At 36.5% G+C, this 22,530-nt stretch carries 17 protein-coding genes; 1 reads left to right on the top strand and 16 read right to left on the bottom strand.

Annotated elements, in window-relative coordinates; genetic code table 11:
• Window positions 1-194: 194 nt before the first annotated feature.
• The 3 genes from NK356_RS08620 to NK356_RS08630 form a co-directional block, all read right to left on the bottom strand.
• Window positions 195-566, bottom strand: coding sequence for a hypothetical protein (locus tag NK356_RS08620; protein WP_156106587.1), 372 nt, complete (start codon window positions 564-566; stop codon window positions 195-197).
• Between the two features lie 67 nt (window positions 567-633).
• The gene (locus NK356_RS08625) at window positions 634-801 is read right to left on the bottom strand and encodes a hypothetical protein (protein WP_156106585.1); all 168 of its coding nucleotides are present in this window, start codon (window positions 799-801) and stop codon (window positions 634-636) included.
• 379 nt (window positions 802-1,180) lie between these two features.
• Window positions 1,181-1,339 carry a hypothetical protein gene (locus NK356_RS08630; protein WP_156106583.1) on the bottom strand — a complete coding sequence of 53 codons (159 nt, stop codon included), beginning with the start codon at window positions 1,337-1,339 and terminating at the stop codon, window positions 1,181-1,183.
• Window positions 1,340-2,106: 767 nt separating this feature from the next.
• Here NK356_RS08630 and NK356_RS08635 point away from each other — a divergent pair.
• Window positions 2,107-2,766 (top strand): S24 family peptidase, encoded by a 660-nt coding sequence (locus tag NK356_RS08635; protein ID WP_034699512.1) that lies wholly within the window; start codon window positions 2,107-2,109, stop codon window positions 2,764-2,766.
• Window positions 2,767-2,842: 76 nt separating this feature from the next.
• Here NK356_RS08635 and NK356_RS08640 read toward each other — a convergent pair whose 3' ends face one another.
• The 13 genes from NK356_RS08640 to NK356_RS08700 form a co-directional block, all read right to left on the bottom strand.
• Window positions 2,843-3,748 carry a hypothetical protein gene (locus NK356_RS08640; RefSeq protein ID WP_034699510.1) on the bottom strand — a complete coding sequence of 302 codons (906 nt, stop codon included), beginning with the start codon at window positions 3,746-3,748 and terminating at the stop codon, window positions 2,843-2,845.
• Window positions 3,749-3,864: 116 nt separating this feature from the next.
• Window positions 3,865-7,392 (bottom strand): hypothetical protein, encoded by a 3,528-nt coding sequence (locus tag NK356_RS08645; RefSeq protein ID WP_253316735.1) that lies wholly within the window; start codon window positions 7,390-7,392, stop codon window positions 3,865-3,867.
• Between the two features lie 85 nt (window positions 7,393-7,477).
• Window positions 7,478-10,480 (bottom strand): PKD domain-containing protein, encoded by a 3,003-nt coding sequence (locus tag NK356_RS08650; RefSeq protein ID WP_253316736.1) that lies wholly within the window; start codon window positions 10,478-10,480, stop codon window positions 7,478-7,480.
• The gene (locus NK356_RS08655; protein ID WP_253316737.1) at window positions 10,470-13,331 is read right to left on the bottom strand and encodes a hypothetical protein; all 2,862 of its coding nucleotides are present in this window, start codon (window positions 13,329-13,331) and stop codon (window positions 10,470-10,472) included. Before NK356_RS08655 ends, NK356_RS08650 begins: the two co-directional genes overlap by 11 nt.
• Window positions 13,332-13,355: 24 nt before the next feature.
• Window positions 13,356-16,406, bottom strand: coding sequence for a baseplate J/gp47 family protein (locus NK356_RS08660; protein WP_253316738.1), 3,051 nt, complete (start codon window positions 16,404-16,406; stop codon window positions 13,356-13,358).
• An 89-nt stretch (window positions 16,407-16,495) separates the two neighbouring features.
• The gene (locus NK356_RS08665; protein WP_047378134.1) at window positions 16,496-16,906 is read right to left on the bottom strand and encodes a GPW/gp25 family protein; all 411 of its coding nucleotides are present in this window, start codon (window positions 16,904-16,906) and stop codon (window positions 16,496-16,498) included.
• Window positions 16,907-17,060: 154 nt separating this feature from the next.
• The gene (locus NK356_RS08670) at window positions 17,061-17,351 is read right to left on the bottom strand and encodes a PAAR domain-containing protein (RefSeq protein ID WP_034699500.1); all 291 of its coding nucleotides are present in this window, start codon (window positions 17,349-17,351) and stop codon (window positions 17,061-17,063) included.
• Between the two features lie 5 nt (window positions 17,352-17,356).
• Entirely contained in the window at window positions 17,357-19,102 is a 1,746-nt protein-coding gene (gene vgrG / locus NK356_RS08675) for a type VI secretion system tip protein VgrG (RefSeq protein WP_253316739.1), read from the bottom strand.
• Between the two features lies 1 nt (window position 19,103).
• Entirely contained in the window at window positions 19,104-19,838 is a 735-nt protein-coding gene (locus NK356_RS08680; protein WP_034699495.1) for a hypothetical protein, read from the bottom strand.
• Window positions 19,838-19,999: a DUF5908 family protein gene (locus NK356_RS08685; protein ID WP_185103756.1), complete on the bottom strand. Its 162-nt coding sequence runs from the start codon at window positions 19,997-19,999 to the stop codon at window positions 19,838-19,840. Before NK356_RS08685 ends, NK356_RS08680 begins: the two co-directional genes overlap by 1 nt.
• 203 nt (window positions 20,000-20,202) lie before the next feature.
• Complete coding sequence (locus NK356_RS08690; protein WP_047388278.1) at window positions 20,203-20,670, bottom strand: phage tail protein; 468 nt, start codon at window positions 20,668-20,670, stop codon at window positions 20,203-20,205.
• Between the two features lie 2 nt (window positions 20,671-20,672).
• The gene (locus tag NK356_RS08695; RefSeq protein ID WP_034699490.1) at window positions 20,673-21,104 is read right to left on the bottom strand and encodes a phage tail protein; all 432 of its coding nucleotides are present in this window, start codon (window positions 21,102-21,104) and stop codon (window positions 20,673-20,675) included.
• Between the two features lie 34 nt (window positions 21,105-21,138).
• The gene (locus tag NK356_RS08700; RefSeq protein WP_253316740.1) at window positions 21,139-22,512 is read right to left on the bottom strand and encodes a phage tail sheath C-terminal domain-containing protein; all 1,374 of its coding nucleotides are present in this window, start codon (window positions 22,510-22,512) and stop codon (window positions 21,139-21,141) included.
• Window positions 22,513-22,530: the final 18 nt, after the last annotated feature.

Here is a 22,530-nt window from a genome sequence, read left to right on the forward strand (position 1 = left end):
CTTTAAGAACATAAGTAAATAGAAATGGTATTTGACTTTGAGAAACAGGCAACACTGAACCATTTCCTGGTTTCTTCTCTTGCTTTTGAATTTTCAGGTTTTTTAAGTTTTAAATCCACCCTTTTTCAGGATAATATCTCCTTTAGAGTGAGTGATTCTGTCATTACGGTAAAGACTGTTTCAGAATCTTTTTATTATTTCATATCATCTTTCTTTTCTTCTTCCTCATCAAACTTTCTGTCTGTCTTCACTCCATATCGGTTTTCAATAAAAAGATTCACTGCTTTATCAATCCAGTTTGGGAGGTTTGTCGTGATCATTTTCAGGAATTTATCATAGCCGTAGCCAAGCACAAATAATATCCCTGTTGAATACCATTTATCATGCAACTCAGCTCTGTTCATTAAATAGCTCATTGTAAAGCCTACGATGACTACGATTACCAATGTGATAAAATGCTCCCATGGTTGTTTTTTCTCTTTATTCTGTATGGAGACCAGTACCCTCAGTAATCCTCCTGAAAAAGCTATTGCAGTTCCGATCAAAAGGGCTTTTATACTATCCAAATTCATTCTTTTTCTTCTCTATTATTTATTAAAATGTTTAATTTTCAAACCATTTTCAGATGTTTGATTATTCCTGAGACAGGATGTACATATCATCTAAAAACTTTCTGATTTTCATGATATTTTCGCTCTCATCCGCATACGCTAACTCGTCAATAATATCACTGATATCTCTACCTGGCTTCTTCAGTTTTTCCTTATCTTTTTTCTTTTTTTTCTTTTCTTTTTTTTTCATGGTTACTAGAATTTTGTTAAATGAATAATTGCTTTTTTAGTTTTTTTAAATTGATTTCTCTTCCAATACACTAAGGCCAAACGGTTTACTTTTACAATTCATGTTTCAATTAAAAAAACAGAACGACAAAGCAAAAACCGTTTTTCACCTTAATATTTTACCTATAATTTAAATTTGAGAAAGATATCAGAGCAGCCTTTTAATCTTATGTATGAGGCTGTTGAGGATTTAGCAATAGCTTTGAATCCTTTTTTATCTTTTTAGAATGAATAATTTCAAGAAATGAATTATGAATACACACTATCTACAAACATTATCTTACTGATATTCACATTACAATATTAAATGGTAAGGATTGAGCTTTCTTCCGTGACCTATACTATGGCTGAAGAATGATGTTATATATTGTTCTTTCAGACAAAAACAACATTTCCATCAGCTCGTTGACAATCACTTTCATCTGTTTATCCTGATTACGTTTTACATAATCAATGACAAAATCTTTTCTTTTTTCGACTAATTCTTTACTACGTTTCATATTCTATGGTTAAAAGTTTTTTTGGTTAAAATTTTTTTTTGAATCAGACAGGTTTTCTCATCTTACCTGTTGACTGTTTGATAAAGTCATAAGAATCCCTAAAGACGAATATTCCGCCTTCTAAAAAGATGTCTAATTCAATTAATTTTGTTTTTTTAGAAGCCGGTACCAGGTATTTATCAATAAAAATCTTACCCTGACTTCTTTATTTTAAATTTCATTTGCCCTCTCAGGATGTATTAGCAACTTTACTGACAACTATAATTAATCGATATTTTATATGTTGAGCAGTAATGTTATTCTACATGTTGGACTTGTTTTTTTATTTTCAGGAAAAAACAAAGAGCAAAATGATTGCTTTATTCAGATATTTATCAAAAATAAACGCATTTTTGTCATTAGCGGAACAATTAAAAAACGAACAAAACACAAATAAAACAATACAATAAAACGCACTTTTTACATCTTAAAGAGTATTTAAAATTTTCCCTATCCCTACTAGCTCTGGATAAAACAAAAAAAGAAACTCTCTATATTTTAAATAGATTACTCACGAAATAAACTCACAACTTGCTTAATTACATTTAATTATAAACAAAAAGTAACATTTTAAAATATTAAAAAAATATTAAATTTTAAATATAATTTTGTACATTTGTACTGTTCCATCTTAACGACGAAACAAATATACGAACATTGTTCGTTTTTCAAAATAAAAACGAACAAATTATTCGTTTTTTTTTACAAATAACTATAAACATATCAAAATGAACTATTTAGAATTCAAAGAAATCAGAAAGAAACTAAACATGAAGCAGGCTGATATAGCAAAATCTATAGGAGTAGGCACCAGAGCCGTGCAATATTGGGAAAAAGGCGAACGAAAAATACCTGAAACGACGGCTTACTTTGTCACCAATCTGTTAAAACAACAGGAACTCAATGATGACAGTGCGTCTCCGGTTGTTTTTTCAGATTTAAAGATCATGCACGTTCCATTAGCAAATCAATACGCACAAGCTGGCTATCTGAGTAATTTTGCTGATGAAGAGTATATAGAAAGCTTACCCACAATTCCTTTTACGGACGATGTAGAGCACAGAGGTGAATACATGTGTTTTGAAGTAAAAGGAGACAGTATGGATAACGGATCATACGAAAGCTATCTGGAAGGTGATATTATCTTATGCAGAAACATCAGACAGGATTACTGGATGAGTAAACTCCATTATGATAAGTGGGATTTTGTAATCGTTCACAAAGAGAAAGGAATTTTGGTAAAGCGAATCATTAACCATGATGTGGAGAGAGGGATTATTACCCTTCATTCTCTGAATGAGTATTATGAAGATTTCGAGATCCATTTGAAGGATGTTGCGAAACTTTTCAATATTATAAGTACAAGACGTAAAAACAACAGAAGATAACTGCCTTAGTGAATAAAATCCTCAATTTCTTGAGGATTTTATTGGGGCATCTCAGATCATTATAGTGTAAGATATTCTAATAACACTGTTCTTCATCGATTCTCTGTATTTCAGCTGATTGCGGATCTACCCAATAAATTAAACCTGGGTTAAATTCTGAATCAGACCTTAGGAATCGTATCCATCTTATTCCGCTTTTTTTGAAATTCTCAGGCGCATTTTGCTCAAACTCTCTTATATTATCCGGTATTGCAGGCATACCATTAGTCAGGCAGATCAAGCTTCCTATACCTGGCCTAAAGGGACTTAAAGTTACTTTCATTTTCCAGGCAGGAGATGTTCCGAAACAAAGAGAATCCTTGTTACGATCATCTACACCGGACAAGCAGTAAGCTTCTACTCCCCATATTCCTGAGTCAAATTTCACGAAATCCGACCATTCCGAAATCCCATTGGGTCTGCAATATTTTCTTATTCTTATGTATAAAGGAGTTTTATCCGGAATATTTCCATTTCTCATGTCAATATTTTCAAATTGGGTATAATTTACATCACTAAAGCCCACCTTTGAGTAAATAATATCTTCATCTTTAAAAGCAGGATCTTTCGCTATCTGGTATTCCAATGCCGCAAGATTGCTGGTATTAAAAACCACATAGTTCATTACGATCTGCCCATCCTCCAGTACTTTTACATCAAGAACTCTCGGAGTTTCACAGGAAGAGCCGCACCCTCCAACGTTCAATGTAGCATTGCTTGTAGCCACAACCCCATTTACTCCCAGTTCAACGTCCAGATTGTAAGTACCCATCTCCTGAATACCAGGCAGTTTTATTGAATTACTATCCTGAAGCACTGCATTCCTTATATCAACGGTTTCTACATTTGTGGATCCCGGTGGATAAGTGTATTTCACAGTAGCATCTGTTATTGTCTCGGAAGATTGATATTGTATTTTAAATGAAACATCACATTTTTCCATTGTATTATGTTTATTGTTGTTATTTATTTTTTCTAGTATGTAAGGGATGTTGTAATTATTCCAAAAAAATAAAAAAACACCCCTTTATATCAGATATAGCACAAAGAATATGTTCCTTAATCCACTCTTATCTCTGCTACATCAATTTCAAATGCATCACTATTGGCATCCTTGACTAAAAGCTGGAATTTGTATTTTCCAACCTGTAAATCTTTGATGGTAAGAGTCGGTTCGTTAACATTCTCAAGGATTACATCCGGACCTTCTAATTTGCTCCAGAAATACAGAAGCACATCTGCTCCACTTCCCCATCCTTTTAATCCCAATTGCCTAAAACGTAAATTAGATAAAAGAATGTTCTGACTACCACCGGCACCAGCTAAAATAGTGCGCAGTTCAACAGTACAGCAATTTTTATTAGGAAAGCTAATGCTATTGATCACAACCGTTGGACGATATTCATTTTTATAGGAAAGAATGTTTGAAGTCACGGTATTATTTTCTCCATCTACTACAACCGCTTTATATAGATTTGTACCCACTCCGTTTATAGAATCTGTAAATGTAGTCCCCGTAAGATTGCTAATAAACACATTCCATGTAGCACCGTTATTGGTACTTTTATGAATCTGAACGTTGGTAATATCACCATCAGGATCGCTGGCATAGACACCAACTGTGTAACTACAAGCAGACTGTGTACACACTCTATCCTCAATTCCGGATGTATCATTCCATTTGATTGATACAACAGGTGGGTTATTTTCTTTTTTATAAGACAGAATATTTGAAGTTGTTGTATTGTTTTTTCTATCTGTAACAATTGCTTTATATAGCTGTGTTCCAGCTCTGTTTATAGTATCGGTAAATGAAGCCCCAGTAAGATTACCAATAAACAAACTCCATGTAGCTCCATTATCAGTACTTTTAAAAATCTGAATAGTTGCAATATCTTCATCCTGATCCGTTGCATAAACGTCAATGGTAAAACTACAAACCGACTGTCTGCATAACCTGTCCTCAACTCCTGAATTATCCTTCCATCTGATCAATGCAGTAGGTGGGTGATTATTCTGGTCTTTTTCAATTCCAATATCATCAAATCCCGGAAGATCCACAGTATTTGCTGTTTCTCTACATGAACCCACCAATCCGAATCTAATATCGTATTTACCTAAAGGCAATTTGACAGATCTTCGCGGATTGTATGATCCGGATTCATAATGCCATCCGTTTCCAGGGTCATTTGAATCATAAATATTCAAGCCTGTTATTCCCGTGAGGTCTTTAGGTAAATCCCAATCAAATGTGAGTGTCTGGGTACCATCACCATTATCAACAACGGAATATTTAATATTTGAAATCACCGGACACTCTTTGGTCAGTGGTAAATTTACAGCTACAGTCTGAGTACAGCCATTACCAATCACCTTCACTCTTACAGTTGGAATCCTTGATGGATCCAGATTGTAATACTTATAACTTACAAATCCATTTTCATCAGGATTGAAAGGGGCCCAAACGTCAGTACCCAGGAAATCCCAGCTGTACGTATAGTCTGCAAAGTTTGCTCCGGAGACTTTAAAGTTTACTATTGTTGCTGTTGAATCTCCTCCAGGATAAATAACAGGTGGAACAACTTCTACTTTGATATCCGGTTCCGAAATCACTTTAATACTGCAATCAGTAGGTTTCCCATTGACAGTAAAGGTAATTTCCTGACCATAGAACTGTTCTTCCACAGCCTTCGGATCAAAGACATATTGTCCATTGATAAGTTTCACGCCATTACCAATATTTGCTTTCACAACTCCATTCATTGGGGATACTGTAAAAGGTATAGGATTAGATTCAGCACAGATAACAGAAGTTGGCAAACTTAATTTGACAATCGCTTTTGGAGTACAGCAGATGTATGGAAGTGAAAAGTCTGCAATAACTTTTGGATTTTTTATAGAATCATAAACCAGGATAAAAGTACCTCCACGTTTTACTCCCCGCTTATGTTCCAATCCCGAATTCTTTTCTACATATTCATTGAAATAGGCTTTTGTCAGGTCTTTATTCCCTTTTAATTCTTCCAAAGACAAGAGCATAATATCAAATCCCAGCTGCTGCTTATCCTTGATTTCTTTTATCTGTTCAAAAGCAACCTGGTAATCCATTCCCTGATGACCTTCTATATTATAAAACGGATAGTTATCTATATTGAGGTTTAAAGGACTTTCCTGTTCGGATTTTCCTATTAACACCCAATCCGTATCAAATGTTAGATTGTTGTCAGAAGACCTGTTGCTTGTTTTATCAAAATTCCACGCCTTTAAGAAATCTTCTGTAACCGTGTAATAAAAAGGAATTGCTTTATTACTCAGAGGATTTAATTTTTGTGACGGAGTAATTTTAACTCTTTCCTTATTTTTAACAATATTATCAGGATTAAAATATCCTACTTGTTGATTAAAGCGACTAATCAGGGTTTTAACTTTTTGGGTTGCTTTATCATCATCCAAAGCAGGCGAATTATAAAACCTATGTCTTGAGAAATCCAATTGGATATCTGATTGTAATTTCCCAAGCATGATGTGTTTAGGAAAAGAAACAAAATCCGGAAGACATTTGGTGAATGCTCTAGGAAGCAATTCTATAATTTCCGAGTAAGTATCCATTAAATCCTTTACCACATCATAAGCATACTGAAAACCTGATTCCTGATTAAAAATTCTTGTAAATGACGCTTTAAATGTATCATGGTTGGCTGTTGAAATCCCTACTATTTTACCGATTGCTTCCATTCTTTCAAAAACAATCTTCCCAAAATTCGTTTTATCCAGAGCTTTGATATATATATTCTTTAAATCAGAAGCACTCAATTTTTTTTCTGAAACAAACTGTTCTAAAATAACCCTGTTCTGTTTCACAGGCTCCATGATATCTTCGATAAACAAAGGATGAGGCTGAAGACGATCTTTTCTTTTCAATTGAACCTCACCTGTTATAGGGTCAGGCAGAGTAAAACCATCTTCTCCAAGAATATGATTGATCCCACTTGCAGTAGTAACTAATACTTTAAGGTTTCTGATTTGTTGTATTCCATGATTATCACAGTCAACTCCTCTACAAGGTTTAATTTCTTTTTCATAATCTTCCAAATACAGCAACAGGTATTTATCCTCTAAATTGGTAAGATTATTAATAAGTTGAAAATCTGATATTGCTTCCTGAGCCGTTGCCAATTCCCATAGTTCAATCTGCTCGCTTCCCTCGTAAAACGACGGGTATTTTATTTTAAAATTATCATATGCTTTAAAATGGATGAAGTCTTTATTTTCAAGATCAACCGTCTTCAGATCACCCATGTACAGATCTTCACTCTTCTTACTCGTATTGTTCAGGGTTAATAAATCGCCGTCGGTGGTAAGTGCTGCTCCCTGAGAAAGCTGTATACTGCTGAGCAGCCTGTTTTTATAAATAAGTTTTGGTTTGAGACCGCATACAATACCTACTCCCTGCAGCAATACTCTGGACAAACGGTCCTGATCTTCGAAAAAATCCAGGAACTCATTGAACTGATCAGGATCTTCTATATACTGCCCTTTACTGAATTTACGGTATTGGACTGCTATATTACTTAATTGATTCTTCATTATTGTTCATTTTTAATGATTTATTAAGGTCTTTTAATAAACTTCATAGACAATTGATACTGCCTATGAAGTTATTATCTGACTATTATTTTGTGACTCCTGTACAAGGGTTTATTCTTAGGAAATTACCATTTGGATATCCTTTATAAATAGGAACTGTAGCGCTTGCTAAGAAGATTTCTGTATAGGCAACATCCTGGTGACAACCAGTTGGCGGTCTGTTACTAGGAGGTAATGCACATTCAAGAGAAAACTCTACAAAACCATCTGATGATTGTGATGCCATTTGCTTAGCTTCAGCCTGAGTGATCGTAATTTCATTATATCTGCTCAATGCAGGTGTACCAGGTTTATGGTTACCTCTATCCTGGTTGCCTCCTGTATTACTTAAATGGACGTTTCCAACAAAACCAGGGTAAGGATTGTTTCCACCTATCACAATACCATTTCCTTTTAAGTTGAAGGTAGCATCATTACAAACGTGACCTTGGTCTACATCATCTCTATACTGAATAACCACTCTCATCCCACTTAAACATGCAATAGTGGATTGACCTTTTAATTTTAGCGGAGCTAATTTATAGACCGTACTACAGCCGTTAGCATTGGTTACTGTAAGTGTTGGATTGAAAGTTTTTTCCTGTCCTGCAACCAGCTTGTACACATGAACTTTTTTATTAGTTGGAGCCTCATTATGCACGATTGGAGTACCATCATCAAAATTCCAGGTAAATGTAACCCCTGTAAAATCTCCGGTAACATTAAATTCAACCGTAGCATCCGGATTGTTTGCATTTTCGTCCATTGTAGGAGCATCATAACTCACAGTACCTGTAGTAACAGATACGTTGGGTTGTGCATACACTACCATCTGTGCTTCTACTGGATCATCATTAACGGTAAACGTAATCGTTTGTCCAAAATAAGCTGCGTTAACCAGACTTGGATCGAAGAAACTTTGACCTCCGGATTGTGTAACTGCAGGAATCGGAGCACCATTCACAAATGCTTTTACTTGTCCGTCTAACGGAACAATGGTCATCAACACCGGAGCATCTTTCTGACATAGTTTGTTTGCAGGTAACGACAGGAATGCAGGATCCTTTTTAGAACAACACAGATAAGGCAGTGAAAAATCCGCAAGAACCTGATTTTCATCTTCTGAGTAATAAATCAATGCGAAAGTTCCGCCCGGCTCTACTCCTGCCCTATGTTCCAGACCTGATTTCCTTTCTAAAAATTCGCTTAGAAGCTCACTTACAACATCGTCTTTTTTAGGATCCTGTTTTACTACTGTAACGCCATCTGAAGATCCTTCTTTTGAGAATTCAGCCTGGTTCAGCAATCTCAGCTGTTCATCCAGTTTAGAAATGTTCAGTAAAGTATTCTGTGAATTAAGTGTTCTGTTGCTGACATCGCTGGAAATGGATGTCAGCTGCTTTCTGAGTTCATCAATAGAGACTGTTTTTTCCCGGATTGGCGGCTCGCTGCCAGGCTTTCCTCCTTTTTCCAAAACCAATGCAATGACATCAAAAGCTAATCCGTATTGTGTTTTAAGATCATTGATGTTTTGCAATGCTGTTTTATAAGGCATTCCCAGGTGACCTTCAATTCTATAAAAATCATTATTGTCAATGTTATAATTCAGTGGATTCTGAATAAAATCTTCTCCTGCTAAATTGGCTGTATGATAGCTTAAATTGTAAGCTGCCCTATCGGTTTTTGTTTTTTCAAAGTTCCATTGGGCTAACAAGGATTTGTCTACATTATAGTAATACGGTATGGCCTTATTACCCAATCTTACATTCATATTTGAAGGTGTAATTTTAATTCGCCCGATATAGGTTTGAAATCCATTGACTTTCTGTACAAAACGATTGGCAAGCATTACGACTCTTTCATAATTCTCGTCATCATTGGTAGTAATGGGTGAATTATAAAAACTGTGACGTAAAGGGATATATTTTCCTAATTCCTGCTTTGCTCCAACTGGGCCTAACATAAGGTGCTTAGGGAATGAAGCAATATCCGGACAGCATTCAGCATTCAGATGCAGGATCAGCCCTTTTATTTCATTGTAGGTATCAATCAGATCCTTTAATAAATCATATCGGTATTGATAATCTTCTAAGTTTGGAGAAGTGCTTGTCAGCAAAGGGTTCAGTTTATCAAAAAGCGTCTGCCCACCCAGATTCATATTTACATTAAAAGCTCCTGCAATAGAGGTAAAGCCATCACTTAATTCTGCAACAGTACTGATAGCACCGTGAAATTTTGTTTTTAACTGCGGCGCTGTTTTTACAAGAGCATCCAGAATAACTCTTTTCGCCTCTATATGAGGTAAACTGTCAAAAAGCTTTTCATAAGTATTGTGCTGCTTATAGATTGCGTCTTTTGCGTCACCTTTCGTGATAAGCTCTGAAACAGATGCAGAATCTGCCAGAAGCACTTTAAGATTAGCAACCTGCTCTGCTCCGTTGTTGTCACAATCTGCATCCTGACATGGGGTTTCATCATTAGAATAACTTTCCAGATACAGAATTACAATTTTATCATTTAATGAATTATAAATCTCTCTTACCTGTTTAAAATCTGCAGCATTAGCTCCTTCGTTCACTAACTGTGTATACTCTTGTGTTGTAAACAATTCTAAAAGAGGAATTTGCTGTCCTCCGATACGAAAATGCTCATATCCCAGAACATCAACATAATTTCTATAGTATCTGTAATTTTTAGCATCGAAGTCTATAACAGCCTCTGATTTTTTGCCTGCTGCCTGACGCAGCGTTATCAAGTCTCCATCAGTAGTAACTCCGGCTCCCTGTGTAATCATAATAGTATCAAGAGGAATCTCAATATCTATATCTCCGGGTCTGGACATTTTTTCTGTCAGAGAAGGTGAGATTTCAAGCTCTACGTATTCCGATTTAAAACCGCACACCACTCCTACGCCACTCAGACGGGTTCTTGATAATCTGTCCTGATCTTCAAAATAGTCTATAAATTCGTTTAATTGCCCTTCTGTTAACGCCTGATTGTCGTTGAACTTTCTATATTGGGTTGTTACATTGTCTAATTTAGTGTTCATTATTTTTCATTTTTTTTGATAAGTTCGATTGTCCTAATATGATTTTTCCGTCCAGCGTGTCGTTGTCATTAGCATCGCAGTCTAAAAGCCTTCCTGGTCGATAGATATTATTTAAATGGCTGAGAGCAGTCAGTAAATCTGTAATGCTGTTTCCAAGATTCAAAATATTATTCCTCGATTTATCTGAGAGGTATTTTTTAAATGCTACTTCAAATTCAGCCAAATCGTTCTGAGCGGTTTGTTTTTCACTCAAACGGTCTCCCACCCAACAAATTTTTGCTAAAACATGAGCAGGAATTTCCTGTCTGATCACGGTTTCCGCATAACGTCTGAAATCCGGATCCTGGAAACGGTAAGCAAACCCGGGAAGGACAACACTTACCCTGTAAGAATAAGGATCAAACACCTCCACATCTGTTTCACAACCTTCACAAGAAGACATAAAGGCTTCCGAATATTCTATCGGATCTGTTGTAGGATTTTCATCCTCCAGGTCATACATGATTCTGAAAGAACCTCCGATAGACATACAGCCAATACCTCCCATGAGCTTATAATCCTTAGTGGTTGGCTTTAATAATAGATGTTCAACAAGGAAAATACCTTCTTCTGTAAATTCATATTTGAAATACTTCACCGTTGCCTTAATTCCGTCTTTCAATTCTTTCAAACCTGAATAAGGATTGGTTTTTTTGTGAACAGCAATTACATTTTGTTCATCCGTATCATCTACAATTTCAAAATAGTAGTTACCTCCCGATGAAACACGGATTTTTATATTTCCAATGAAACAATATCCCTTTTCACATGTTTTTAGTTTTTCTAATGTAACTTCAGGGTTTTTCTCATCTAAGGTGTCTAATGCATTCTGAAGATCTTCCTCATCAATCTGAATGGTTTGATAAATGGCATCATTCAGGTTTTTTATAGCAATATGCTCAGTCGTATAGCTGTTTACAGACGATAAGATAATATTGCTACCAGCATCTTTTATTTTCCAGGTATAAGTATTTTTACCGGTATTATCGGTTGTTTCAATAATGGATACCGGCGTTTGAGATAAGTTTCTCTGGGTATAATCCTTAATTCCCAGCAGGCGGGCGATTCTTTTCTGAACACCGGAAATATTACTGGTAGTCCAAAGATCTGAATCTCCAATTAAGGTATAATTATACCCCAACCCTCTGTCTTTACTTAATGATGAATATTCTTGTAAGAAATTTTCTTTGTTTTTTAAGACAATTTCATCGGTGGATTTCCCATACAATGATTTCATTAAGAAGGTATAGTCGCTGAATGTTTCAGCAAAACGGGAGATCAGATGATCCAAAACTTCGTTTCGGCGTTCCACGCTGTTATCAAGCTCTTCATATAACGAATCTGTAAGTTGATCATCACTTTCAGTATCATAGTCAGAAACCAGTTCATCAAAGCCTTTAATATTCTTAAGAGCCTGGGTAAAAAAGGTTCTTTTTAACTTACCATTAATGCTTAATACTTCTTTTACTTTTTCAAGATGTTTGAAATAGCCGGCAAGGATCTGATCAAAAAATAACAAATACCCTTTCATTTGCTTGGCCAGTGCTTCTCTCTCCGGGGATGGATTTCCAATAATTCCAGATTCTCCTACTCCATAGGTGTCCGGAAATTCATTCAGAATAGTAGCATAGTTGGCGATATCATATGAAGTTCCTTGTGGCAATACCAATTCTTTATTCTGTCTTGCATCTTCTCTCAGTACTTCTTCTTCTCTTTTAAGAGTTTCTAAGTAATCCTGAACTTTTTTATCATTGATATTTAATGGAAGAGAGCCTTTACTGTAACTGAATGAACTCAGCTCGCACAGTTCCGGTTTTCTGCCTTTTTCAATACAGATCAGCCAATCATTATTTTGTTTGATCACACTGTCGCAACCTGCAATAGACACATCATGAATTTCTTTAACCCCATCAATTTTCATGATTTCTCTGATGATATCGGAAAGACGAACTTCTGTTCTTAACTGGCTGTTTTTAAGTTCTTCCGTATCGATAAAACCATTCTCAAGAAGCGGACCTTCAAAAATCTGATCTGTAGTCAGACCTTTGTCCAGCATTTGTTTCAGTGAATAAAAATGAACCTCCGGAGACAGATAATTATTGATTGTTCTGATGACTTTAGCATGCACCAGTTCTTCATCTGCTTTGCTGACAAGTCCGATACGGGCACACACTGCAACTTTCTGGATTTCAACTTCTTTAATTTCTGCCAGGTCTTCACAAAGTCCTCTATTAGCATGATAACTATCTAATATTTTGATATTGACATTAGATTTTTCACATCCGATACCATCCGCATCAATATCTTCAGCATAATCTACATAAAGGTCGTACAATCCTTTTACGTTAAAACTTTTTGTCTTTTCTCCGATGGGTTTAAAGTCTAAATCCCCGGTTTTACAGTCGACATATAATTTTTCATTTTTTGGAACCAGCCAACAGTTACGGATAGGTCTTTTAAAGCTTCCAGCCGTGTTGATATCGATAAACAACTTTCTGTAGTCCAGTTCGTTTAAAGGTCTTGAAGGTAAAATTTCTGCAGCCTTTAAAAACTGGGTATGAATGTCTTTATTGGCATCATCGGATGCCAGGATATCTTCCATGTTCAGGTTCATCCTCATCCCAAGATCCGTTATGGCATAGCTTAAAACTTCCAGAGTGGTGATACCAGGATCATGAGAGTTATAATCGGTCCAGAGTTTTCCTCCTAACTTTTCTATGTATTCAATTCCTGTTTTGCGTAGAAAATGAAAATCTGTCTGATCCCCGGTTTCTATATTTTTTGATATACTAATATGTTTATTTTCTGACATGATTATGTTTCTTCTTGTTTATTATTAAATACATACCTGTTCTGTAATAGTGACATTATGCTGCTTGGCAGATACCAGAATTGATTTTGGATCTACTTCAATTAAAGATTGTCTTTGCAGGACATTATTCACAAATATTTTAATCTCATCAATGTAATCCACATAATACAACTGCTCCAGATAATTAACCAACTGATTAATATTCAGTTCCACATTAAAATCAATATTTTCAGAGTCTGTAAAAGCCCATGGCGATATATATTTTTTAATATCTTCGTCCAGCTGCTTGAGGTAAAATGTTTCGTCATACTGCTCAAAGAACCTGACCTTTGTTTCTACTTTTGCTTCTTTATAATTGGGATTAATGACCTGAGCTTTCACGTGCATTGTATTTAATTCATTTACATAATTTTGAATTTTATTCAATGAAGCACGGCTTACTCTCGGCTGATAGACATCAAAAGCATTTTTATTTTTAATATTCGGAACCACCATCAGGGTTACATGGCCTGGTGCCATATATGAATTTTCGGAAGTATGATTTAAACATTTTACTTTAAAGACTTCCGGGAATTCCTGTAATACCAAATGTTCGTAATCCCATTGGGTAATAGCTCTGTGCTTATGTCTTAATCGTTCACTTACCCGTCTGTAAAACTCTGTATCTGTTTCTTTGTACTTACCATCAAACGAGTTATAAGGCTGGCTGACAGATTTTACCTGAGGAACTCTGGTGATAAGCTTAGTAATGGTCTTCGCTTCCAGTCCGTTATTGAGGTGAGACAGGTCATTATCCTGATTCTGGAATGTTGCTAAAACAGCCTGAGTATAGATTCCCTGGATTTTGCATACGGCATCATAACTTCTTTGTGATCTGGCTCTGATCCAGACTAATCCGTCGGTAAATCTTGTATGGCTTTTATCGATATCTTTAGGTACTTTAAACTTTACAATCCCTGATTCCAGAAACTTTCTGGTCTCGTTTTGCAGCATATAATCCGACAAACTTGTCCATGTATTGTTTGAAAGAATATTCCATTCTATAAATTCTTTTTCCAGAAAAGTATCCACTAAAGGATTTTCACTTCCTTCCAGCATTTGAATTAATAGTGAAACGGTAGTCTGAGGCATTGCTTCCAGACCGATGTACAATTCACCTCCGTTTTGGTGTACCGGTACAATGCTGTTGGTTTCGACTTCTTTTTCGTATTGACCGAACACGTCTTCGTGATACAGCTGTACTTCTTTATTTTTTGAAGCTTCTCCGGCAGATTCTTTTTCCAGGTACGAATACACATTTTCTTTCGCACTGTAATTCAACTCTATATCTTCCGCAAAAGGAATGTATGGCTCGTTGGGAATAAGTTTTTTAAAGGTCGGATTACTTGATAATGCCAATGTATACAGTTTAGGATATACATCCTGTAATGACGACTGGTTCAGTGTTACTCTGATCGTCTCACTTGTTCCTGCTTTATTACTTGCATTATTTACGGAAAACTGGATTTTATAAGCGTCTTTTACTTTCGTGAATACATCAATATCATTAGCCTTTTCATACCAGATTTCCTTATCCAGCAAAGCAACATCTGCTTTGAAATAACCATCAGAACCTACGATTGATGAGCTTTTTAAGGCCTCAAAATCGGTTAAACTGATGTTTTGATTTGGTTGGATAACATATCCGCTGTATAAATCTTTTATAGAATCCGGAGCATTTTTCCAATTGATCGTGATGTCTGCATTCTGCCATTTTTTGGAAAACAGTTCAGGACATTTGATATAGAAATTAGATCCTTTAACAGGTTGTGCGGTGAAAGGATAATAAGGCTTTTCTGAATTTAATGCCCCGTTGTCATTTTCCAGCTGAATAGATTTTACTCCTTTTACATCAACCGCTATTTCTATATTCTTTATTGATTTTTCTGAAAGAGCTTCATACAGATCATAGTATTTTTCTCCTTCAATCATCAATCTTACTACAGGAAAGCTGGTTTGAAATGTTTCTGCCAACACTTCTTTATTGTATTTTACAACAGCCGGGAACTCTTTTTGTAATGTAATAGAAAGTTCTAATCTTTCTTCTTCGTTTTTAATACATGTTAAATCAGCACCTGATAACCATTCTTCCTCCCCGCTGCAAAGCACTTTGATATTATTTTTAATCTCTGTTTTTGAAAGGCTCTGTAATTTCTGGGTTGAGTTCTTATTAAAATCGATCTTAAGAGTAATGGTACGCTCACCTTCTTTTAAATCAAGTAATGAGGATGCTATGGAAAAGCCCAGTTTGGCTTTTGGAAGTTCCTTATAAATCGATTTATTGGAAACGGTTTCATCAGAATTATATCCAAACGGCCACCAATAGTTGTTGTTTTCCGGCAATTTATCACCCAATCCGTCAGCAGAGTTGGCTACGGGAGCCATTTTCAGTTCTCTGTTTTCGACGTCATTTAAGAAACTTTTAATCTCAACTACTTTTGCCTGATTGGCTACAAGTTCATCACCTGTTTTGTAGATTCGTTTTTTGCCATTAGCATCTTTATTCCCATCCAGCAATGTTCCGGCTGGAATTCTTTCCTGAATCGCTTTTTTAGCGAGTTCAAAAATCACATAAACTTTGTCTGATTTGGCATCATTTTTCTCAATTTGAAGAATTTCGTTATAATAGAAATCCAGGTGCCTTTTCGTCAGATTATTGAAGGCTTTTTTTGAGAAATCCAATAATTTTAAAAAGCAAACAAATAATGTCAGGTGAGGTGTCAGGCTGCTATCCTGTTCAAACTGGGACATAAGATCTGTAACCTGTTTTTTCATACTTTTATACTCAACGCTTTCTCTACGTGGGATAGCGTCGGCATCATCACCCAGGAAGAAGTTTCCCCACTTTCCTTTTGGTTTTGTATTATCATCTTTGTCAAAATAGTTTACACGTTGAGCAAAATTGTTTGCGAATAATAGCCAGTCAAACAAATCGAAATCGTGTAACTCAAGATTCCCAGGATCTAGTTCTGCTAAAAAGCGCTGCATTTGTGATTTTCCTTCACGATAATGTGAAAATGTATCTGTTTTTTTCATTTGTTTATATTTATCTTTCTATGGTCAGATGCAATACTTATTGTAGTGTTTGGTAGTATTCAAAATGGCTACAGACATCCCGTAATTCATTATATTTCGGTAGCTTCTCCTTTGTAAAAAGGGAAAACCATATTGCTTCTTGTATTAGTATTTCTTACTTCGTAGTCTACTTGTATTAAAACTTCGCCCTGAAGTTCTTCCTGGGTATCAATTTCAATACTTAGAATATTGATTCTGGGCTCATGATATAAAATAGCACGCTCCACGATTCCTTTCATTTGGGTAATCAGCGTTAAGTCCAGAGGTTTAAAGAGCATTTCCTGCAAGTCACACCCGTAGTTTGGGAACATGACACGTTCGCCAGGGCGTGTTGACAGTAAAATCTTAAGGCTGTTGTTGATGTCTTCCACATCTGTGGTCATGGCCAGTTTTCCTTCAGTCTCATTAAACTCAGGCGGAAAACTCCAGCCTGTTCCTAAAAAATCTGTATTTATTTTCATACGTTATTTGTTATATTGAATGTTCACATCTTGCATCTGTAGCATAGAGTTTTTGGTTATTCTAACCGTTTTATTATTGATGTTTTACATTTTTATGCTGAGTCAGATTCTATGTATATGGAGCTTATGATGGTATTCAAAGCTGCCTTCCCTATTATCCGCCTATTAAAACAGTAGCATCACCTGCGGTTATTACCCCTCCATGAGCGGTAGAATCTCCCATTCTTGCGGCGGGTTTCCCGCCTATCAAAACGCTTGAAGATCCTGACGCAATGGTGTCCGGTGGCCCTGTACATACTGCTTTATCTCCTTGTCTTGCTGCGGGCATTCCGCCAATAAGTACTGTGGGTTCTCCTGCGGGTATGATAGGACCTCCTACATGGGGAACTGTTCCTGTTACCATAGGACAGGTATGCATATCTGTAATTCTTGCTGCCGGTTTCATAATTATTAATTAATTTTAACTTGAGATCCTTTTACTACGGTTACTGCTCCAGATTTAAGCTCTGAACCTGAACTTCCTTCTGCTTTGAACTGAGCGCTTGCTTTTACATTGATATTCTTTCCTTCCATATTGATATCGCCCTTTGCTTTGATCTTGATGTCTTTCCCGCTTTCCATACTAATACCATCTTTGTTAAGGGTAAGAATATTAGAATGTTCATCTTCGATTTTAATAACATCCGCATCTTCATCTACGATCACTTTTTTGCCTTTTGGGGTTTCAAGCGTATAGGAAATTTTATCATCATTAAAGATCATTTTCATTTCGCTTCGGGTCACAAATCCTTTTTCGTGGTTATCATCAGAAGCTACAATGGGAGCCGGTTTTGCACTGCTGTTCAGCATTCCAAGTACCACGGCATCATTGGGATCGTCATTAATAAATCCGATAATGACTTCGTCTCCGATTTCCGGCCTGAAGAATGATCCTCTGTTTTCTCCGGCATCAAGGGTGGCTATTCTTGCCCAAATCCCTTCTTCTTCGTTATTGATGATAGGAATCTGCACTAAAATTCTATCTTCTCCGTCCGGATCTGATTCCAACTGAGACACTACTCCTACATGTAATCCGCTTATGGCAGGAATAATTCCTGAACCTGGCATTTCACTTACATCATAGGTTTCTGAGAACCATGTTGGAGAAAGTCCGAACTGAGCGTCTACCAGCCAATTTCCTTCAGCAATTTCATGGCGGACACCGGTTACGTATATTTTCCCGTTGAATCGGTTTCCAACGCCTTGAAGGGTTAATGAAACTCCCGGTTTCACAGATGGAATTCCCTGGAATTTTACTCTTCCTCTTGTTTTGGCTAATTGCTGGAAGGTTGCTTTGGCATCGCCCCATTCCTGAAGCTCACCCTGAGTGAGGTTTCCACCATGTTTAAGCTGCAGGTCTTCGATTCCGAAAACATCTGCTAAATCACCTGATGAAAGATTTCCGTTGAGGTTGATGGCAGGATCCTGAGCTTCTACTTCAGTCAGTTCCTGATCGGTATAGCTCCATGTTTTGGCTGTAATTTTGTTGAACTGGTCTCTGGCGTCAATTTCTCCGTCAAATTCATGTACAGATGACCCGTAAACTACTGTTTCTACGGCTTCACCACTAAAATCAGGTTTAGCGATTTTGATGGTTCCATCTTCCACCGAACAAAGTTTACCGTTGGCCTGCGCTCTGGTGAGCATAAAATCCCAATCAGAAGCCTGATACTGAACCAATTCCTTGTGCGAATTTGAAGTTGTTTCAACATCGGCAGTAAGTCCGTTATTACCAACCAATTCTTCAATAACATCACTGTCTGTGCTTTCGTAGAAATATTTGCTTTTTCTTCCTAAGGTCATTTTTACAGCCTTATCTCTGCATTCTACAATCAGGTAAGAAGAGCCATTTCTGATTTTGATATTGTGCTTTACAACAACTCCTTTAAAAATGGTTTCCTCTTCAGAATGGTATCCAGCGGTGATCTCAATTTCTTTTCCGGGAATTAACAGATCTTCATTACTGAGCTTGAAATCCTGCTCCGGTACACTTCCGTCTAAAATAACAATGCGGGCATAAGGAATTCTGTTGAATTCTTTTTCCACGATAATGTTTTTCACTCCGTACTTCCCCGGCAGCTCTGTGCCTCCAGACATCACCTTATAGGTAACTAAATCTGGATTTTTTGCTGTTTGTATGTATCCGCTATTATTCATGTTATGAAACTTTTTCTAATGGCGGAAAGAATAATTCCTGCCCTGGTTTTAGCTGTCTGAAATTGACAAGATTATTTACTTTAGCTACCTCCAGATAGTATTTGGAATCTCCGTAAATTCTTTCGGTCATTAAGGGCAATGTATCGCCAGCTTGTACTGTTCTTTTATGGGTAAGATCCGGAGAAGAAGTTTTTACAGTTCTTGCTGCAAGTTCCTTACTCACTGCTCCTGCAAATGTTGCTTTTCCTACAGCTCTCAGAGGAGTTCCATCATTATTAAATAATTTATAATCTATTGTAAATTCAGTCAAAACCCCTTTAAATTCAAATTCTCCCCAGATAATTATAACATTGTACGGTTTATGAATCGAACCATTATAATTTCCGGTAGCTACATAAAACTCAGCTAATTGATCTTCTACCGCTTTTTTACTGAAAGGATTTCTTTTTCCTAAGCCTTCCTTTATTTTATTGATAAGCTTATTACCAGAATTGGCTTCTGTTACGCCTGTACCGTCAAATAAAAATTCCAGTTGTAAGGATTGAGGAGCTGCATTGATGTATTTTGGATCTGTAGCACTGGTTCCAGGTTCCTGTGTCGTATTATATTCATTTTTACGTGTAAAAGAGAAACCTGTCGGATTAATAAGAGCCACAAAAGCAGTACTACTAATCATTCTCCCATATGTAGAATCTTCGTACGTTCCTATCTTTATTTTTTTTATTTCGCCTCTCATTATCTTTCTTTTTTACGGTGTTCTATCTTTGCTGCCTGTTCTACACTTTCGTTGATGGCGCGCATGAGCTGTGCTTCATCTACCGATGTTGCGGTTGTAGTTGCTTCTGCTTTTTCGTCCACATTTATTTTAATGTGAAGCTCTTTTATTTCTATTGGCATTTCGTTTGTTTTTTAATGATCATTAATATTCAAAACACTAATAACCAATGATTTAACATGTTTATTTGAAAAAATCCAAGCACATAAAGGCTGTGTTCAGTCTCTGTTATAGACCAATCTGTTGTTTTTTTATGAAAAAAAGATTTGGGTAAAATTTATCTTTAAACTAACACACGCTCAAGTGCTTAGATTTGATTTAGAAATTACAAGCCTAAGCTTGCTAACGATGAGGGTATTGTGAAATATCTATATTTCAGTTCTATTGTTTCAATAGCAAGTTTGCTTTCTTCTGCGTTGAATTCGGATACTTCCCATCTTACGGGGTATGCTCCCACTACATTCCAAACCATTAGAGGTGCTGTAGACTGAATCCCGCCTGAAAGAGTAATGATCAGGTCTCTGGGTTCAAACTGGAAGTTTTCCATCGCATTTCTACACCAGCTTATCAATCCGGAACTTACGATTAACCCACGCTTAAGAACTAAATTAGGATATTTGGGTCTCAAAGGAAGTTGGTGTGTAAACCTGTTTTCGCCTCCTTCGGCATATTCTTCAGTTCCAATTTCTGTTGATAAACCAGATATAGATTGAAATCTGGAGTCAATACCCTCTGTTGTTGAAATCCCATTAACAATAAAAGAGAAACTGGTTGGAGGATATAAAACTGCCATGATTAGTTATTTTCAATAGTTAATCCTTCGTGTGCAATTTCTAAGGTTTCGATAGCCACCTCATTACCTTCAGCTTTCAGGTCTGTTGATTGCAATTTAAGCGGGAATGCATTTTTCACTTTCCACGTTACTGCAGGAGCTCCTGTTTCATCCAGAAGGGAGATCGTGATAGATCTGCGTTCTACTGTACTTAGCTGAATGCTTTGGAACCAATCGAAATATTCATTATCAGTTTTGAAAGTTCCTCTTTTTAAGGTAATGTTACTGAAAGTTTTCATTCCAGGCATTTTAATCTTACTAAAGTCAGGACTTGCGCCATGTCTGTATTCAATTAAAGCTGCTTCAACATTTAAACCGCTGACTTCCTGAAATCCTACTTTTGTTCCTCCCCAATCTACTTCAAAGGCAAACTTTACTAATGGATATGTACTCATAATATTTTTATATTTAATTGTTATTTAATTGATTTTATGCTTCCTGTAATTTGTGTGAAAAACGTAACACGATAAATTCAGCAGGACGAACTGCAGCCATACCGATTTCGATGTTCATTCTTCCTTCTAAAATATCCTGAGCAGACATTGTTTTGTGCAGACCAACGCTTACATAATACGCTTCTTCCGGCTTGCTTCCTGCTAATGCACCGTCTCTCCACTGCTGATCAAGGAAATTCTCAATCATAGCCTGTACACGAACCCATGTATTGGCAGTATTCGGTTCAAAAACGAAACGTTCTGTAGCTTTCTTTACAGACTCTTCTACCATGTTGAAGAATCTACGTACAGGCACATATTTCCACTCATTACTGTTTCCGTCTAATGTTCTTGCTCCCCACACTAATGTTCCTTTTCCTGTAAAAGTTCTGATTGCGTTGATTGATTTTCCTGCTACTGCATCTACGTTCAATCCTTCTTGCTCTTCATGAGAAATTTTCGCTACAGGTGCCAGTACATTGCTGATTGCTAAGTTGGCAGGCGCTTTCCATACTCCGGAAGTACTGTCTACTTTAGCATAAATTCCAGCCATTGATGAAGATGGAGCCAATACCACTCTTTTAGAGGCAATGACTACCTGAGCCTGATTGTACAATGCTGAACTTTTTGATTTCAACCATGCTAAATTATTTTCATTCTGAGGCATTGTAACGTCTACAAGTGCTCCTGCAGCATTGATTTCTTTATAGCTATCAATTTTAACGTCTTTATCATCAAAGCTATAGCTTAATACTGTTTCTAATTTTGGATAATATGCAGCTCCATATTTTAATCCCGTAGCATTTACTCCGGCTCTAAAAGCAGCAGCATCTTCAAAAACATCCATAATAACGAATCTGTCTTTCAAGTCTTCTGCCTGATCCAAAGCTTTATTGTATAGCTTATAAGCGTCTGCTCCTAGACCTTCAGCATCCGGGAAAACGATAAGTGTTGGTTCGTCTTCTTTTTCTAAGGATTTTAATCCAAACCATAAACCGCCAGCAACAGTTTCTGTTCCTAAGGCAGGAGTTTTATCATAATCTGCCACTGAAACAACATAACATGGACCTCCACCATTGGCAAAGTACATTTGCATCGCATAATGCATTTTATAAGGACTTAGTTTGGCGTTGTCTACTTTTGCTGTTACCACAGTATCTTCAATCGAAATAGAGATTGCTGTTTTTTCATTTTTTGCTCCTCCAAAAATGGTTTCATATTCCAACATAGAAGAGATTCTTGTCGGTTCATTTCTTGGTCCTTTATCTGTATGTCCGATAAAAGCAGGGATAGCCGTTTCTACTTGTGCTACAGAGGGTGGGAATTTCGCAATTTCTTCTACGTAAACTCCAGGTGTTTTGTAATTCATTTGTTAAAAATTTAAAGT

Source organism: Chryseobacterium sp. S0630, from assembly GCF_024158915.1.
In the GTDB taxonomy this organism is placed as follows: Bacteria; Bacteroidota; Bacteroidia; order Flavobacteriales; family Weeksellaceae; genus Chryseobacterium.

What these genes read in the sequence shown, in the direction of transcription:
- NK356_RS08625 (WP_156106585.1), bottom strand. Translation starts at nt 801, where the DNA reads ATGAAAAAAAAAGAAAAGAAAAAAAAGAAAAAAGATAAGGAAAAACTG.
- NK356_RS08630 (WP_156106583.1), bottom strand. Translation starts at nt 1,339, where the DNA reads ATGAAACGTAGTAAAGAATTAGTCGAAAAAAGAAAAGATTTTGTCATT.
- NK356_RS08635 (WP_034699512.1), top strand. Translation starts at nt 2,107, where the DNA reads ATGAACTATTTAGAATTCAAAGAAATCAGAAAGAAACTAAACATGAAG.
- NK356_RS08640 (WP_034699510.1), bottom strand. Translation starts at nt 3,748, where the DNA reads ATGGAAAAATGTGATGTTTCATTTAAAATACAATATCAATCTTCCGAG.
- NK356_RS08645 (WP_253316735.1), bottom strand. Translation starts at nt 7,392, where the DNA reads ATGAAGAATCAATTAAGTAATATAGCAGTCCAATACCGTAAATTCAGT.
- NK356_RS08650 (WP_253316736.1), bottom strand. Translation starts at nt 10,480, where the DNA reads ATGAACACTAAATTAGACAATGTAACAACCCAATATAGAAAGTTCAAC.
- NK356_RS08655 (WP_253316737.1), bottom strand. Translation starts at nt 13,331, where the DNA reads ATGTCAGAAAATAAACATATTAGTATATCAAAAAATATAGAAACCGGG.
- NK356_RS08660 (WP_253316738.1), bottom strand. Translation starts at nt 16,406, where the DNA reads ATGAAAAAAACAGATACATTTTCACATTATCGTGAAGGAAAATCACAA.
- NK356_RS08665 (WP_047378134.1), bottom strand. Translation starts at nt 16,906, where the DNA reads ATGAAAATAAATACAGATTTTTTAGGAACAGGCTGGAGTTTTCCGCCT.
- NK356_RS08670 (WP_034699500.1), bottom strand. Translation starts at nt 17,351, where the DNA reads ATGAAACCGGCAGCAAGAATTACAGATATGCATACCTGTCCTATGGTA.
- vgrG (WP_253316739.1), bottom strand. Translation starts at nt 19,102, where the DNA reads ATGAATAATAGCGGATACATACAAACAGCAAAAAATCCAGATTTAGTT.
- NK356_RS08680 (WP_034699495.1), bottom strand. Translation starts at nt 19,838, where the DNA reads ATGAGAGGCGAAATAAAAAAAATAAAGATAGGAACGTACGAAGATTCT.
- NK356_RS08685 (WP_185103756.1), bottom strand. Translation starts at nt 19,999, where the DNA reads ATGCCAATAGAAATAAAAGAGCTTCACATTAAAATAAATGTGGACGAA.
- NK356_RS08690 (WP_047388278.1), bottom strand. Translation starts at nt 20,670, where the DNA reads ATGGCAGTTTTATATCCTCCAACCAGTTTCTCTTTTATTGTTAATGGG.
- NK356_RS08695 (WP_034699490.1), bottom strand. Translation starts at nt 21,104, where the DNA reads ATGAGTACATATCCATTAGTAAAGTTTGCCTTTGAAGTAGATTGGGGA.
- NK356_RS08700 (WP_253316740.1), bottom strand. Translation starts at nt 22,512, where the DNA reads ATGAATTACAAAACACCTGGAGTTTACGTAGAAGAAATTGCGAAATTC.